Annotated in this window: 15 protein-coding genes; 5 read left to right on the top strand and 10 right to left on the bottom strand. The window is 62.7% G+C overall.

The annotated features are described in order from the left end of the window. Positions 1-142: 142 nt before the first annotated feature. The gene (locus tag AC0L7I_RS01125; RefSeq protein ID WP_473397695.1) at positions 143-760 is read left to right on the top strand and encodes a hypothetical protein; all 618 of its coding nucleotides are present in this window, start codon (positions 143-145) and stop codon (positions 758-760) included. 4 nt (positions 761-764) lie between these two features. Here AC0L7I_RS01125 and AC0L7I_RS01130 read toward each other — a convergent pair whose 3' ends face one another. The 3 genes from AC0L7I_RS01130 to AC0L7I_RS01140 are packed head-to-tail and all read right to left on the bottom strand — an operon-like array spanning position 765 to position 3,565. Further along, the gene (locus tag AC0L7I_RS01130) at positions 765-1,787 is read right to left on the bottom strand and encodes a threonine aldolase family protein (RefSeq protein ID WP_473397696.1); all 1,023 of its coding nucleotides are present in this window, start codon (positions 1,785-1,787) and stop codon (positions 765-767) included. 39 nt (positions 1,788-1,826) lie between these two features. Then, positions 1,827-2,579, bottom strand: a complete 753-nt coding sequence (locus AC0L7I_RS01135) for an SDR family oxidoreductase (RefSeq protein WP_473397697.1) — start codon at positions 2,577-2,579, stop codon at positions 1,827-1,829. Then, a complete protein-coding gene (locus AC0L7I_RS01140) occupies positions 2,576-3,565 on the bottom strand; it encodes a calcium/sodium antiporter (RefSeq protein ID WP_473397698.1) in 990 nt (329 codons plus the stop codon). Before AC0L7I_RS01140 ends, AC0L7I_RS01135 begins: the two co-directional genes overlap by 4 nt. Before the next feature lie 209 nt (positions 3,566-3,774). On the opposite strand from AC0L7I_RS01140, the gene AC0L7I_RS01145 reads away from it, so the two are divergent. Beyond that, positions 3,775-4,248, top strand: a complete 474-nt coding sequence (locus AC0L7I_RS01145) for an NUDIX domain-containing protein (RefSeq protein WP_473397699.1) — start codon at positions 3,775-3,777, stop codon at positions 4,246-4,248. Here AC0L7I_RS01145 and AC0L7I_RS01150 read toward each other — a convergent pair. The 7 genes from AC0L7I_RS01150 to AC0L7I_RS01180 all read right to left on the bottom strand — a co-directional run bounded on the left by AC0L7I_RS01150 (position 4,224) and on the right by AC0L7I_RS01180 (position 12,552). Next, complete coding sequence (locus AC0L7I_RS01150; RefSeq protein ID WP_473397700.1) at positions 4,224-4,982, bottom strand: L,D-transpeptidase family protein; 759 nt, start codon at positions 4,980-4,982, stop codon at positions 4,224-4,226. The two genes, AC0L7I_RS01145 and AC0L7I_RS01150, sit on opposite strands and share 25 nt — an antisense overlap. 274 nt (positions 4,983-5,256) lie before the next feature. Then, complete coding sequence (locus AC0L7I_RS01155; protein WP_473397701.1) at positions 5,257-5,913, bottom strand: CDP-alcohol phosphatidyltransferase family protein; 657 nt, start codon at positions 5,911-5,913, stop codon at positions 5,257-5,259. 57 nt (positions 5,914-5,970) lie between these two features. Continuing rightward, entirely contained in the window at positions 5,971-7,461 is a 1,491-nt protein-coding gene (locus AC0L7I_RS01160; protein WP_473397702.1) for an inorganic phosphate transporter, read from the bottom strand. A 120-nt stretch (positions 7,462-7,581) separates the two neighbouring features. Then, a complete protein-coding gene (locus tag AC0L7I_RS01165) occupies positions 7,582-8,055 on the bottom strand; it encodes an NUDIX hydrolase (protein WP_473397703.1) in 474 nt (157 codons plus the stop codon). A 167-nt stretch (positions 8,056-8,222) separates the two neighbouring features. Continuing rightward, positions 8,223-10,250 (bottom strand): pyrroloquinoline quinone-dependent dehydrogenase, encoded by a 2,028-nt coding sequence (locus tag AC0L7I_RS01170; RefSeq protein WP_473397704.1) that lies wholly within the window; start codon positions 10,248-10,250, stop codon positions 8,223-8,225. Positions 10,251-10,323: 73 nt separating this feature from the next. Next, positions 10,324-12,198 (bottom strand): excinuclease ABC subunit UvrC, encoded by a 1,875-nt coding sequence (uvrC, locus tag AC0L7I_RS01175; protein ID WP_473397705.1) that lies wholly within the window; start codon positions 12,196-12,198, stop codon positions 10,324-10,326. Between the two features lie 39 nt (positions 12,199-12,237). Next, positions 12,238-12,552 (bottom strand): hypothetical protein, encoded by a 315-nt coding sequence (locus AC0L7I_RS01180; RefSeq protein ID WP_473397706.1) that lies wholly within the window; start codon positions 12,550-12,552, stop codon positions 12,238-12,240. Positions 12,553-12,824: 272 nt separating this feature from the next. On the opposite strand from AC0L7I_RS01180, the gene AC0L7I_RS01185 reads away from it, so the two are divergent. From AC0L7I_RS01185 to AC0L7I_RS01195, 3 genes are all read left to right on the top strand, one after another. After that, the gene (locus AC0L7I_RS01185; RefSeq protein ID WP_473397707.1) at positions 12,825-14,012 is read left to right on the top strand and encodes a pyridoxal phosphate-dependent aminotransferase; all 1,188 of its coding nucleotides are present in this window, start codon (positions 12,825-12,827) and stop codon (positions 14,010-14,012) included. A gap of 120 nt (positions 14,013-14,132) precedes the next feature. Next, positions 14,133-14,597 carry a Dps family protein gene (locus AC0L7I_RS01190; protein WP_473397708.1) on the top strand — a complete coding sequence of 155 codons (465 nt, stop codon included), beginning with the start codon at positions 14,133-14,135 and terminating at the stop codon, positions 14,595-14,597. A gap of 58 nt (positions 14,598-14,655) precedes the next feature. Further along, positions 14,656-15,234: a manganese efflux pump MntP gene (locus tag AC0L7I_RS01195; protein ID WP_473397709.1), complete on the top strand. Its 579-nt coding sequence runs from the start codon at positions 14,656-14,658 to the stop codon at positions 15,232-15,234. Positions 15,235-15,252 lie beyond the last annotated feature (18 nt).

Here is a 15,252-nt window from a genome sequence, read left to right on the forward strand (position 1 = left end):
AAAAAACCTGTGCTGCGCCAACTCCGTTTTTTTGGCTAAACTGTAGTAAATATTATAGGTTGCCAGAGAGATCAAAAGCCGTATGAATGAATTGAGAATGGTTCTTATTGGGGGGACCGTCCAATTCACCCGGGAGTTGAGCATGCCGAGACCGGTGGGGGCACGCAATCACGATTTTGAAGAAAAACGAATGGCGCTTGTCGATGCGCTGACGGATTTTGCGCTCACCGCAGACCTGCGGCGGCCCTCACTGCGCCAGTTCGCCATCGCGGCCCAGGCGTCCGAGCCAACACTTCGCCACTATTTCGATGATCGCCGGGGGGTCGTTGCGGCGATCCTTGAGAATATGGGAAAGCGCGGCGAATGGATCTGGGAACTGGTCGCCCACCCTGCGGCCAACCCGACCGAAGCCCTTGAGGAATATTACCGCGTGGCGGATGCGGGCATGCAACGCGGCCAATTCACTCGCGCCCACGCCTTCGGCCTGATCGAGGGCATCGCAGACGAAGTTGCCGGCCGGGCCTACCTGAGATTCCTGCTCGAGCCCGGCCTTGAATCGATCATCGACAAGCTGAAGGGCACACCGGGCAGCCCGCAAACCCGAGACGCGCTGCGCGCTGCCGCTTTCGCCGCGATGGCGCCGCTCCTGTTTATCTCAATCCACCAGAAACTGCTGGGCGGCGCCGAAGAGGCCCCGATCAATACCCAGGCGATGATCGAGAACCTGCAGTCCTGGCTTGGCAGCGCCCTCAGTTCCTGACGGGTCAGCCCATCGCCGTTTCAACCGCGGCGATTTCTTCGTCGGTCGTTGACCATGAACACACGAACCGATGGCAGCCCCCCGGCCACGGATAAAACTTTGCCCCAGCCTCTGCCAGACGTTCAGCCAGCCCCTCCGGCAGGCGCACGAATACTTCATTCCCGTCCGGCTTGTAGGCAAGGTGCACGCCCGGCTGCGCGATCAGCGCCGCTGCCAGACGCGTCGCCTTCGCATTGGCCCGCCCGGCAAGATCCAGCCACAGTCCACCGTCCAGCATCGCCTCAGCCTGCGCCGCCAGGAAGCGCATCTTGGGCGGCATATGGCCTGAGCGTTTCGCCCGCGCCTGCAGCGTGCCCCATTTTTCCCGCGCCTTGCCAAACAGCAGGATCAGCTCGCAACCCATTGCGCCCGTCTTGGTCAGGCCAAGTGTCAGCACGTCGATTCCCGCCTTCCAGCTCATCTCGGCCGGGCTTGCCCCGGTCTTCACCAGTGCGTTCGCCAACCGCGCACCATCCAGGTGCACAGCTAGCCCGTGCCCGTGCGCCAGCGCGGCGAAGCGGTGAACCTCGTCCGCGCTGTAGGCCAGGCCGCACTCGGAAAGATTGGTCAGCGACAAAACCTGCGCCGGCGTCTCGTGCACGAAGTCCGGCTGGATCGCAGCCAAGGCAGCGCGCAACGCCGCCTCGTCGATCTTGGCCCCCTTCCCCGGCAGCAGCGACAGCTTGCCGCCGCCCGAAAAGAATTCCGGCGCGCCGCGTTCGTCGCGATGGATGTGCGCCTCTTCATGGCAAAGCACTGCACCCGTCGGCGGGCAAAAGCAGGACAGCGCCAGGGCGTTGGACGCCGTGCCGGATGCGGTCATCCAGACGTCAAGGTCGTCCGTCTCGAACACGTCTTTCAGCAGGAGGCGCACTCGCGCCGTCACACTGTCTGCACCATAGCTCGGCTCCATGCCGGAATTCACGCGGGCAATCGCTGCGAGCACATTCGGATGGGCAGGCGCGGACGTGTCGGACAAAAAATTCATGCACCACCTGTGGGTTCGGCTGGTTTATATAAGACCATCTCAGATCTGCGTGTCGGGCGTCTGCCACATCAGGTGCTGGCCGCCATCCGCCGCGATCATCTGCCCGGTCACGCTGGATGCGGCGATAAGATAGCGCAGCGCCCGCACGATTTCTTGCGGGCTCGACCCTTCGCCCGTCAGCGTCGCCCGCTTCTCGGCGGCGAACCTCTCTTCGGTCTGGTGAATGCTTTTCAGCGTTGGTCCCGGCCCGATGGCATTGACCCGCACATTCGGTGCCAGAGCCTGCGCCAGGGTCTGCGTCGCTTGCCACAGCGCCGCCTTGGACAATGTATAGGTGAAGAATTCCGGCGTCAGTTTCCAGACGCGCTGATCGATCAGGTTGACGACGAGTCCCTTCTCACTGGCGGGCAAGGCATTTGCGATCTGCTGCGCCAGATGCAGTGGCGCGCGCAGGTTCGTCTCGAAATGCGTGTCCCAGTTTTCTCGCGTATGACCCGCAGCGCTGTCATCGGCGTACACCGACGCGGAATTGACTAGCAGCCTGACCGGTTGGCCCAGCGAAGCGGCAGCCTGCGCTACCAGACCCGCCGTCTCCGCCTCGATTGAGAGATCGGCCTGAACCAGCGCCGCGCGGCCACCGGCCGCTTCAATCGCCGCCCTTGTCGCTTCAGCGCCGTCTTTCGAGGACCGGTAGTGAACGGCCACAGCCCAGCCATCCTGCCCCAGCGCCTCGGCCATCGCCTTGCCCAGTCGCGCACCTGCGCCGGTAACGAGAGCCGCCCCGGGCGTCATGTGCCCGCTGGCTGGAACAGGCCCAATATGTTGAACCCGTTGATCAGCCCGTAAATATAGATCGCATACAGCAACAAGAGCAGGATCCCCACCAGCCGCCCGACCCGGGCCTTGGTCACGATTAGCACGGCGACGATGGCTGCAGCCAGTGCCATGGCCCAATGGTCGTACTGGCGGAATGTCGGGGCTACGCTGATCGGCCCGAAGAAGGAAATAATCCCGCCAGCGCCCAGGATGTTGAAAACGTTCGACCCAAGGATATTGCCGATCGCCACGTCACCGCGTCGGCGCAAGGCGGCGGCAACGCTCGCGCCGATCTCCGGCATCGAGGTGCCGATGGCGAGAAGCGTCAGGCCGATCCATTCCTGCGGTACATTGTAGAATTCGGCGACGCCAACACCGCCGGCTATAATCAGCTGGGCGCCAAGGATCAGGCCTGCGATGCCCAGCGGCACATAGGCCAACGCCCGGCCGACGCTGATGCCGGGCGTCTCGTCGAGCGGCACGCCGGGATCAATTCCCAGCGCCACAGCCCGCCGCGCGGCAAGGAATGTGTAGCCGCAATAGCCAAACAGGATCAGGACGAAAAACAGGCCGATACCGGCATGCAAAGGCATGACCGCGGTCAGTCCGATCCAAAGCGCCGTTGCGACCAGCATGGCGCCGAGCGCCCGGCCTTGTCCGCTTCCGCCAGCCATGAACGGGAAGATCAGCGCCGGAATACCCAGGACAAGGCAGACGTTGGCGATGTTCGAGCCGACAATATTACCCAGCGCGAGACCGGCGCGGCCCTCCAGGGCAGCATCCAGCGACACGATCATTTCCGGCGCCGAGGTGCCGAAACCGACAATGAAAATACCGGCAATCAGAGGCGACACGCCGAGACGGTGCGCCAGCGCGACGGCCCCGTTGACCAGGAAATCGCCGGCGAAAGCCATGATGACAAGCCCCCCGACAAGGGCGGCGATCAGCGAAATGTCCGGCATTGCGCCTGTGTGTCCCTAGTCGAGACGCTTGAATTCGATGAGGTTCAGGATGCCGAAAACCAGCACGATCGTGCCGATGGCAATCAGGGAGGGATGGATCATTACACCGTCTCGCTTTTTTGTTCTTTAGGGTCTGTTTCTTTCGTGGCCCCGTCCTTAGCGCGCGTTGCTGCGATTGGCGAGCCTCATTCGACAGGTTACCATGCGCCATGGCCAACCTGCGCACTCGCCTGTTCCAGACTTATGCACGGCTTCGCCGACCGATGACTCTCGGCGTACGCGCTGCCGTTGAAAACGCGGACGGGCACGTCTTCCTCGTGCGCCACACCTATGTCAAAGGCTGGTATATGCCAGGCGGCGGCATTGAGCGCGGCGAACCGGCGATCGACGCCTTGCGCCGCGAACTGGTTGAGGAAGGCGGTATCCGCCTGACCGGCGCGCCCCAGCTCATCGGTTTCTATTCAAACCATCACGTTTTCCGCAATGACCACGTCTTGCTCTACCGTATTCCCCACGGAACATGGAAGGAGACCCAAGCCACATCGATTGGCGAAATCGCCGAAACAGCCTGGGTCGATCCGCTGAGCCCGCCGGATGGCGCCACGCCCGGCACACGGCAGCGTCTGGCCGAACTCTATGGCGACCAGGGCCCCAGTCCCTACTGGGCCGCCCGCACCATATAGACCCCGCCCTGCATCGTGACGCGCGGCACACGGCGCGTGGCCTCGAACGCGTCCCATGCAGGGGCCAATGACCGCCAGAATGCGGCAGGTGTGTCGTCCGCATGGACCTGCAGGTTCTCTTGCGTCATCGGGAATGGGAAGATGTGCACCGGCACCGATGCCTGCCCGCCGTCAAAGGCGGCCTGCATCAGGGTCCAGATTTCTGCGATTCCAGCATCCGTCATTGCGAAACAGCCGATCGAAACACACGCGCCGTGTACCATCAGGAAACTCCCGGTATGGCCAAGCGCCCGGTCGTAGGCGTTCGGAAAGCCCAGATTGAACGAAAGATGAAAGCGCGATGCAGGGTTCATCGCAGCGGGCGTGACCGTGTAAAACCCCTCGGGCGCCTGCCCGTCGCCTTCCCGCTCCTTGGGTCCCAGCTCCCCGGAAACGCTGCACACCGGCCAGGTCCGGAACGCATGGTACGCGCCGGCATCGTCTGCGATATAGGCCGTCAGTTCGGCCGGTTGCTTGGTAATGCGCAGATACACCGGCTGGCCAAGGTCCAGACCGTCAGCCCGCAACGCCGCCCGCAGGGACGGGGCATTTTGCGCATAGGCCGCGTCGGAACGCGCCGTTCTCGGTAACGCGTCCGCTCCGGCGAAGGCAAACACGGCAGGAAGGCAAAGAAAGGCAAGCGCGGCCAGGATGAAGGCGAGAAACTTTATCCTGGAGGGCACACGCTGTTTCATGTGCCTAGGTTTCCGGTCCGAATACGGCCGATGACGGGCAGAACCCGGACCGTGTTGGGAAATCTTCGCCCCAATTCTGCCTCGGGTGTTAACGCACCGTTAAGACCCCGGACTTACCCTAGGGAAGTGGTCGGTTGCTTCCCCTCCCGGCCACGCGAGTATGATCTCTTTGGCGGCAAACCGGCCCTTCCCCTTGTCTGGCGCGCCAAAAAAGCAAATTGGACGCCGGTCTTCTTCCCCTGGACCGGCGTCTTTTTTGTGCGCGCAGAAAATGTCAGGCGCGGGCCGCGCGGATATAGCGCCAGCCCGTCAGCAGAGACAAGGCAGCAGCCATCCACAGCATGCCAACCAGCAACAGAGTACCGACACGGAACACGAGTGGTGTCGAGCCGCCCGCGTCCACGGCGAGGTCGGCCGGGGCAAAGGCCAGTGGCAGCATCAGGCCGATTATCGCCGCCATTTCGAACCCGGTTTTCCATTTTGCGAGATTTGACGGGTCGACCACCGCCTTGCCGGCCGGTGTCGTGCGCAACCAGGTCATGAACACGTCGCGCGCAATGATCGCAGCCGCAGGGATATAGATCAGCCAGGTCTTCAGTACCATCGCGAGGCCGAGCAGCGCCGCACCGACCAGCAGCTTGTCGGCAATCGGGTCAAGCCATACACCGAACCGGCTTTGCGCGTTCAGGCGGCGCGCAAGATAGCCATCGAGAAAATCCGTTAGCGCGCCGGACAGGAACCCCAGCAGAGCGAACTGGTGCCAAAGCTGCTGCATCACGTTCTGGCGCAGCACATCATCGGCTGGCGTGTCTGGCGTGGCCGCCGCAACCGCCTGGCCCGCCAGTTCCGCATTCCAGATTCCCCACAGGACAAGCCCCGCAAACACACAGCGGGCAATCGTCAGCGCATTCGGTATCCATTTGAAATCCATTGCGCCCATGTGCCAGTGCCCGGCCGCGGGGGCAATGGGTCATGGCACTCCGAATCGCTATCCCAGCATCGAGAAAACCAAGTATAGCCCGGCCGACAATGCCCCGGCGGCGGGTACGGTGACCAGCCAGGCCGCGATGATAGTCATGAAATGGTGCCGGCGCACAAGGCGGCGATAGCGCGGCTGGTCGTTCGTCTCGCGCGTTTCACGATCAGGGTTTTGCGGATTGCGGGCGATATAGTCGCGGCGGCGCCGGGAATTCGCCGTGTACCATTCGCGAAAGAAGCCGACGCCGAAAACGGCACCCACGGCAATGTGCGTCGAGCTCACCGGCAGACCGAGCGCTGAGGCGACAATCACCGTGATCGCCGCCGACAAAGCCACGCAAAAGGCCCGCATGGGATTCAGCTTGGTTATCTGGTCACCGACCATCCGGATCAGTTTCGGGCCGAACATGACCAGGCCGAATGAAATGCCGAGCGCACCGATCGCCATCACCCATAGCGGGATGCCCACCTTGGCCGCCACGGCGCCCGATTGCGCGGTCGTGACAATCGCCGCCAGCGGTCCGATGGCGTTGGCCACGTCATTGGCGCCGTGCGCGAAAGAGAGCAGCGCCGCGGAGAAGATCAGCGGCAGCTTGAACAATTCGCGCAGTGACTTGTTGCGGTTTTCCATGCCTTGCGACTGGCGCTTGATCAGTGGGCTTGAAACCAGCCAGGTCAGAATCGCTGCTCCGAACCCAATCAGGACCGCAAGCTGCAAATCGATCTTCATAATGTGCTTGAGACCCTTGGTCGCCAGGTAGGTCGAGAAGGCGCCCGCCATGATGGCCACCAGAATCGGTACCCAGCGCCGCGCCGCCGCGATCTTGTCGTCCTGGTAAATGATCGCCGATTTGATGAAGGCCAGGAACAGGGCGGCGATTATGCCGCCCAGCACGGGTGAGATCACCCAGCTCGCCGCGATCTGTCCCATCATCGGCCAATTGACCGCCCCGATGCCAGCTGCCGCAATCCCGGCCCCGGCGACGCCACCGACAATCGAGTGCGTCGTCGACACCGGCGCGCCGACGACGGTCGCAAGGTTGATCCAAAGCGCTGCCGAGATCAGCGCCGACATCATCAGCAGGATGAAGGTACTGGAATCCTTGAGGCCCGTCGGATCGATAATTCCCTTCGACACGGTGCCAACGACATCGCCGCCAGCAATCAGCGCCCCCGCGCTTTCGCAAATGGCGGCAATCGCCAGAGCCCCCACCATCGAAAGCGCCTTCGACCCGACAGCCGGGCCGACATTGTTGGCGACATCGTTCGCGCCAATGTTCAGCGCCATATAGGCCCCGATCGCTGCGGCGACCACAATGATATAGGATTCCGGTGCGCTGCCGGTCACCGTTGTCGCGAACACGGCGCACACCGCGATGAAGACCAGCGCCAGCCCCGGCATCAGCAAGGAACGCCCGACAGAATGGGAAGCCTGTTCGATCCGCCCGACCTTCGAGAGGTCCTTGTCGAGGGTCGGTTTCATTCCGCTGTTCTGTGGCATGTCGCTTGGGTATCCGTCTTCGGTGGCCGTATCAGCATTGCGCGTTAGCACGGCTTTCCGCTGCCTGTCAGGATTACCTGACAGGTTTTATGAGGATTTTTGTAAGTTGCGTCCCGGCGCTCAGGGCCGGAACCGGCTCAGTAGGTCGCTGAGCTCTGGCGATGCCACTTTGGCCGCCGCTTCGCCGGGTGAAAACCATTCCACTTCGCGCTGGCCGGACTCCGGAAATTCCGGCTCAAGCCCGCTGACTTCCAACGCGTAGACAGTCGCTTCACATTCCATCACCGTCCCCGGTCCGATGCGCTTCTCGAAATGGAAGCTGCCAACTGGATCCGGTTTGACGCTACCGCGCGCGCCGGCCTCCTCATAGGCTTCCACGCTGGCCATGTCCGGATCCGGAATGTCCATCTTCGGCCAGCCCTTGGGCACCATCCACTGGCCCCGCCCCCGCGTGGTTACCAGCAGTACTTCATGGCCCTCGCCTGAACGTCGCCAGCACAGCGCTGCCACCTGCTGCGCCGTGGGCGGGCGCAGCCAGGTGCCCCGCACAAAGTCGGCAATCTCCTGTTTCAGGCTGGCACCAGTCAGTTTCATGACACTAATGTGACGATAATCGTCCGTTGCTGCAATGGCGGGCCTGCGAATGTCCCGCCCTATGGCATGCCGCCACATTCGTTCATCACCGTTAAGAATCCCTGTTCAGTAGGGTCATTGCGTCTACGACTGCAGGCTCGATCTGCGATCGCGCTGGCGTGAACCGCCTAGTCCGGCAGCGCGAACGCCACCAGCGTATCGCCCTGTTTCGAGCCCATCGAACTGTGTCCTCCTGCTGCGATCACGACATATTGCCGACCATCATGTCGGTAGCTCATCGGTGTCGCCTGGCCGCCCGCCGGCAGGCGGCCCTTCCACAGTTCGCGCCCGGTCGAGACATCGAATGCACGCAGGTAATCGTCCATTGTTGCGCCAATGAAAACGAGGCCTGACGACGTGATCATCGGGCCACCTATGTTCGGCGTGCCGATCTTCAGCGCCAGGCCTCCCGGCGCCAGGTCCTTTGTCGTGCCGATCGTCTGGCGCCAGACAATCTCGCCCGTATCGAGGCTGATGCCGGCAATCACGCCCCATGGCGGTGGCGTGCAGGGCAAGCCCAACGGCGACATCAGGACGCCCCGCGACATGCCGAAGGGCGCCCCTTCCATCGGCGCAAATTCGGCATCATCGTCCAGCGCGTAGGTCTTGGCCTCATCGCCATCCTTCTTCGACAGCTTCACGAAGGCGCCAATGGAACTCATGTTCACGACCAGCAGGTTGCGCGCCGGATCGTAAGCCGTGCTGCCCCAGTTTGCGCCGCCGCCCTGGAACGGATAGGCGAGCGTCCCCTGCTCGGTGGGCGGTGTGAACAGGCCATCGCGGCGCAGCGACCTGATCTTCTTCGCACACGCCATCTTGTCCCACAGCGTGATGCCGAACGCATCGCCCGGCTTCAGCGTGTTCGGCACGATATTCGGCGTCGCCACCGGGAAAGGCTGCGTCGGCGACAGGACTTCGCCCTCAACGGCACCTTGCGGAACCGCCCGCTCCTCGACGGGCAGGAAGGGTTCGCCCGTGTCACGGTCCAGAACGAACAGGAGACCGGACTTGGTCACCTGCGCCACCACGTCATGCGGCGCGCCGTCACGCCAGACCTGGTAAAGACCCGGCTGGGCCGGCAAGTCGAAGTCCCAGACATCGTGGTGAACGGTCTGGAAACTCCACACCACGTCCCCGGTCTCGCCATTCAGCGCCACGACCGAATTGGCATAGCGATTGTCGCCGATCCGGTTGCCGCCAAAATAATCGGGGCTCGGGCTCGAGGTCGGCAGAAAGACAAGGCCGCGCGCCTCGTCCGCCGAGATTGTCGACCAGACATTTGCATGCCCGGTCCGCGCCGCCGATCCGTCAGCCCAGGTCGCCTGTGCCGGATCGGCCAGGTCCTGCGGCACCGGGTTGAATCTCCACTTCGCCTCGCCCGTTCGCGCATCGAATGCGTGGACCGTGCCGAGCGGCGCCTCGGTGCGAAGATTGTCGCTGATCGCCGAGCCCGTGACCACCGTATCGCCAATGATCGCCGGCGCCGAGGTGATCTGGTATTCGCCCGGCCAGCGCAGGTCCATGCTCGGCTTGACGTTCACCGCCCCGCCATCGCCGAAGTCCGTACACGGCATGCCTGTCTTCACATCAAGCGCAATCAGTCGCGAATCCAGCGTTGCCACGAACACACGGGCGGCACATGCTGACCCCGTTTCCGCCGATGCGTCCCGCCAATAGGACACACCCCGGCAGGTGAACTGGTTCGCCGGGTTGCTATTCGTGTCGACACCCGGACTGTAGCGCCAGCGCTCGGTCCCCGTGCCGGGATCAATCGCGATCACATCCTGGAACTGCGTGCAGAATACCAGCGATCCCTCGACGAGGATCGGCGTCGTCTCGAACGCAGCGTCGGCCCTGGCCTCTTCCCGGCCGTCGAATGCGTGGGTCCGGAACGTCCACGCGATATCGATATCGGTTACATTGTCCGGGGTTATCTGGTCCACCGTCGCATACCGGGTACCGCCCTTGTCGCCGCCATAGGCCGTCCAGGCCTGCCCTTCTGCCGCCTGTACCGGGCGCACAATTTCTGCATTGCCCTCGATCGTCAGATTCGGCGCCAATCCAAGCACCGACCACATTGCTGACCCGCCCAGGAAGCTGACCGCAACAAAGGCGGTTATCGCGAGCAGGATCGTACGAAGCGGCGTGAATCTCATCTGGGGTCTCCGGTCACCAATACGGGATCATCGACTGGATACACCGCAACTGCAACCAGCAGGGCGCCCAAGCCTATCCGCTATGGAAGTGCCCATAGATGCGTTCGGCAAGCGACTCGTTCACGCCTTCAACCGCCATGAGGTCTGCCACCTTTGCCCGCGAAACGCCGCGCGCCGAACCGAAATACTGCAACAACGCCTTCTTGCGCGCCGGGCCGATGCCCTCGATCTCGTCGAGCGGCGAACGGACGATATCGGCCGATCGCTTCGCCCGGTGCGCGCCGATGGCCCAGCGATGCGCCTCATCGCGCAGGCGCTGCAGGTAGTAGAGCACCGGCGCCGTTTCCGGCAGCTTGAAAGGCGCCCGCCCGGGCCGGAAGAATTGCTCGCGCCCAGCATTGCGGTCGACGCCCTTGGCGATCGACACAAGCGTCACGTCCTCCGGCCCGAGGCCCAGCTCAGCCAACGCCTCCAGCACGGCGTTCAGCTGCCCCAGCCCGCCATCGATCAGGACAAGGTCCGGCCAGTTGCGGTCGTTGCCCACGGCCTTTTCCTTCAGGCCACGCGCGAACCGGCGGCGCATCACTTCGCGCATCATGCCGTAATCGTCGCCCGGCTCGATCGTCTCATCCTTGATGTTGAACTTGCGATAGGCCTGCTTGATGAACCCGTCCGGTCCGGCCACGACCATGCCGCCGACGGCGTTCGCGCCCTGTATGTGCGAGTTGTCGTAGATCTCGATCCGCTGCGGCACGTCGTCCAGATCGAAGACTTTCGCCACTTCGTCCAGGAGCCGCGCCTGGCTCGCCGTCTCGGCCAGCTTGCGCGTCACCGCCTCGGTCGCATTGCGGGTCGCCTGCTCGACCAGGTCGCGTTTCGACCCGCGTTCGGGGCGCCTGATCTCGATCTTCCGGTCGACCTTCAGTTCCAGCGCCTCGCCGATCAAGCTAGCCTGTTCCGGCATCTCGTTGACGAGGATCAGCTTCGGCGGCGGGCGCTTGTCATAGAACTGCACCAGGAAGGCCGCGAGGATTTCCTCCACCGTCTGGTCGCGTTCGTGGCGCGGATAATGCGCGGTCGCGCCCCAGTTCTGACCGGCCCGGATGAAGAACACCTGCACGCAGGAGACACCGCCCTCGATGGCGATGGCGAAAACGTCTGCTTCCTCCAACCCGTCCGGGTTCACGTCCTGTGTCGCGCGCACATGCGCCAGCGCCCGGATCCGGTCGCGCAACCGTGCCGCCGTCTCGAATTCCATCGCCTCGGCTGCTGCGTCCATCTCCTCTGCCAGCCGCTTTTGCAGATCGCCCCCCTTCCCGCGCAGGAAGTCAGCCGCCTCGTCAGCCAGTTCAGCATAGTCCTCCTTCGAAATCAGGCCGACGCATGGCGCCGAGCAGCGCTTGATCTGGTGCAGCATGCAGGGCCGGGTACGGGCATTAAACACGCTGTCCTCGCAGGTGCGCAGCAGGAACGCCTTCTGCAACGTGTCCAATGTCTGCATCACCGCTCCGGCGCTGGCGAACGGCCCGAAATAATCACCTTCATTATGTTTGGCGCCACGATATTTCTTGATCTGCGGGGCCTCATGATTGCGCCGGATCAGGATATAGGGAAACGACTTGTCGTCGCGCAGCAGCACGTTGAAGCGCGGCTTCAGGCTCTTGATCAGGCTCGCTTCCAGCAGCAGCGCCTCGGTCTCGCTCTCGGTGACCACGAACTCCATTCGCCGCGTCATCGAGATCATCCGTGCGATCCGCTGCGTATGCCCGCCAAGGCGCGCATAGTTGCCGACCCGCGCTTTCAGGTCGCGGGCCTTGCCGACATACAGAACCTCGCCGCCATCGCCGAACATGCGATAGACACCGGGCCGGCCGGGCAGTCGTTTCAGGTTGTCCTTGATGACGTCGACGCCGCGAAGCGTGGGTGCGTCATTGTCCTGCGATTCCATGGTCCTACAGATAGCGCCTGAGCGCCGTCGATGCGAGACCTAGAACAGGTTCGACATGAAATCGCTCATACCGGCGCCGCCGTCCAGGATCCAGCCGGCACCGAACCCGAAAATCACGACGATGGCCAGCGCGAAAGTGAATTGTGTCCCCTTCCCTCGCGATGCCGTGCGCTTCTTCGTTGGCCCCATCATCAGGAGCAGGATGGTCAGGGCAAACACGCACAGGCCCACGACACGCTCGCCATCGCTGAGCCGGGCGGTCCAGATCGCGAAATCATGCGCCCCGCTCTCGGCCTCCCTTACGATCAGGTTCCACAGGTTTTCCATGAATGCGGAATTTGACGATGCAGCCATGACTTCTGGACATTCCTTCAAAACTTGGCCCCGGATACGAAACCGGGTCCACGATGTTGTATAATTGCAGTCATGGTTGAAATTCTCACAAAGAAATCCGGTAAAATTTACACAATTGGCAAAATTCCGCAGCAATCAGCCTCCACGCGGCAAGGCCCTGCGTCCCGCCGCCGCATGGTGCCGGATCGGGGAAAAGCTTGCCCCTTGAGCCCACGCAGACTAAGGCCAAGCCGTCACAAACAGCGTACGCTCCACTTCGGGATACACAGATAATGTCCGCAGAAATCCGCCTCAGCGACGCGCTGGCCCGCGTCAAGCCTTCCGCCACGATCGCCGTCACCACCAAGTCGGCCGAACTCAAGCGCGCCGGGCATGACGTGATCGGCCTCGGCGCCGGCGAACCCGATTTCGATACGCCGGACAATATCAAGGATGCAGCGATTGAGGCGATCCGCACGGGCAAGACCAAGTACACGCCAGCCGACGGCATCCCGGAACTGAAAGAGGCAATTTGCGCCAAGTTCGCCCGCGAAAACGGCCTGACCTACAAACCGTCCCAGGTCCATGTCGCGCCCGGTGGAAAGCCTGTCATCTATAACGCGCTTGTCGCCACGATGAATCCCGGCGACGAAGTCATCGTACCTGCGCCCTACTGGGTCTCCTATCCGGAAATGGTGCTCATGGCCGGCGGCGAACCCGTCATCGCCCCCTGCGGACCAAACTCGAACTACAAGCTGACGCCGGAAGCGCTGGAAGCCGTCATCACGCCGCGCACCAAGTGGATCATCCTCAATTCGCCGTCGAACCCGACCGGTGCCGCCTATACCAGGGCCGAGCTGCGCGGCCTCGCCGATGTCCTCCTGCGCCACCCGCAGGTCTGGATCCTGACCGACGACATGTACGAACACCTTGTCTATGACGATTTCGAATATTGGACGATCGCCCAGGTCGAGCCCGGACTTTACGACCGGACACTGACCATGAACGGCGTCTCCAAGGCCTATGCCATGACCGGCTGGCGTATCGGCTATGCCGCCGGGCCCGAAAAACTGATCAAGGCGATGGGCAAGGTGATCAGCCAGACCACGTCCAATCCCTGCTCGATCAGCCAGTATGCAGCCCTCGAAGCGCTGAACGGCCCGCAGGATTTCATGGCCGAACGCCGCGCGGTCTACCAGCAGCGCCGCGACATGGTTGTTGCCGGCCTCAACAAGTGCGCTGGCCTGCACTGCCCGACGCCGGAAGGCGCCTTCTATGTCTACCCGTCTTGCGCCGGCGTGATCGGCAAGACCGCCCCATCCGGCGCAGTGATCGAGACTGACGAAGACTTTGCCACCGAATTGCTGGAAACGGAAAAAGTCGCCGTCGTGTTCGGCGCAGCGTTCGGCATGTCTCCCGCATTCCGGATTTCCTATGCCACTTCAACCGAAGCCCTGACCGAAGCGCTCACCCGGATTTAGCGCTTCTGCGCCGCTTTGGTATAGGCAGTTTCTATAGCCGTATGATTTCGAATCGATTGGTATCGTGGGGATCGATTACCCACCTGTTGCCTATAGCCAATACGCAAACAGGAGACAGACATGCCTATCGATATCGGCCTCAACGAAAAATCCCGCGAATTGTCCGCTCAGGCGCTGCGCGTCCTGCTTGGCGAAACCTATGCGCTCTACGTCAAGACACACGGCTACCACTGGAACGTGAGCGGGCCGCGCTTCAACGCGCTGCACACCATGTTCATGACCCAATACACAGAGCTGTGGACGGCGCTCGACGAGATTGCCGAACGCATCCGCGCCCTTGGCCATTTCGCACCGGGCTCCTCCTCGGAAATGCTGGAAGAAGCAACCATCAAGCCGGACAATGGCGTGCCGGATGCCGACGCCATGATTTCCAATCTTGTCAAAGGCCATGAAGCGATCAGCCGGGCCGCGAAGATCGGCCTCAACATCGCCGAGAAAAACGAGGATATCGTCACCGTTGACCTGATGACCCGCCGTGCCGACATTGCGGAAAAAACCGCCTGGATGCTGCGCGCCAACCTCTAGCGTTCCGGCCCGTTTCATGACACCGCGGAGCTGACCTTTTCAAAGAGCGCGCTTCGCGATGCACGAAATCCTGACCCTCGCCCTTGTCTGCCTCGCCTTGTCGACAGACGCATTCGCCGCCGCCCTCGCGCGCGGCGCCCAGCAGCGCACGCACAGCGCGGCCCAGGCCATGCGCGTCGGGTCTGTCTTCGGGTTGAGCGAAGGGCTCATGTTCCTGCTGGGCTGGTGGCTGGCCCACAGCATCGCCGCCTATGCCGAGGCCTTCGACCACTGGATCGCTCTGGCCCTGCTCGCCACCATCGGCACGCTTATGGTCCGCGAGGGCCTGCGCGCTGGCCCCGATGAGGTCTCCGGCGACAACGCCTTGCCCCGCCGCAATACCGCCTTCGGCACCATCCTGACAGCCATCGCCACCAGTATCGACGCTGCCGCTGTCGGCGTCGCCATGGCGCTTGCCGGCACCAGCGCCTGGCTCGCCCTCGCCATCGGCCTTACTTCTTTCCTCGTCAGTGCGCTCGGATTCTCCATCGGTCCGGCGCTCGGTGTCCGCTTCGGACAGCGCGCCGAGATCGGCGGCGGGCTCGTCCTTATCGCAATTGGAGCATCGATCTTTTACAGTCACATGACCGGCGGCTGACACCAGCACCCTGTTACC

The organism is Hyphomonas sp. J20-32, from assembly GCF_055808555.1.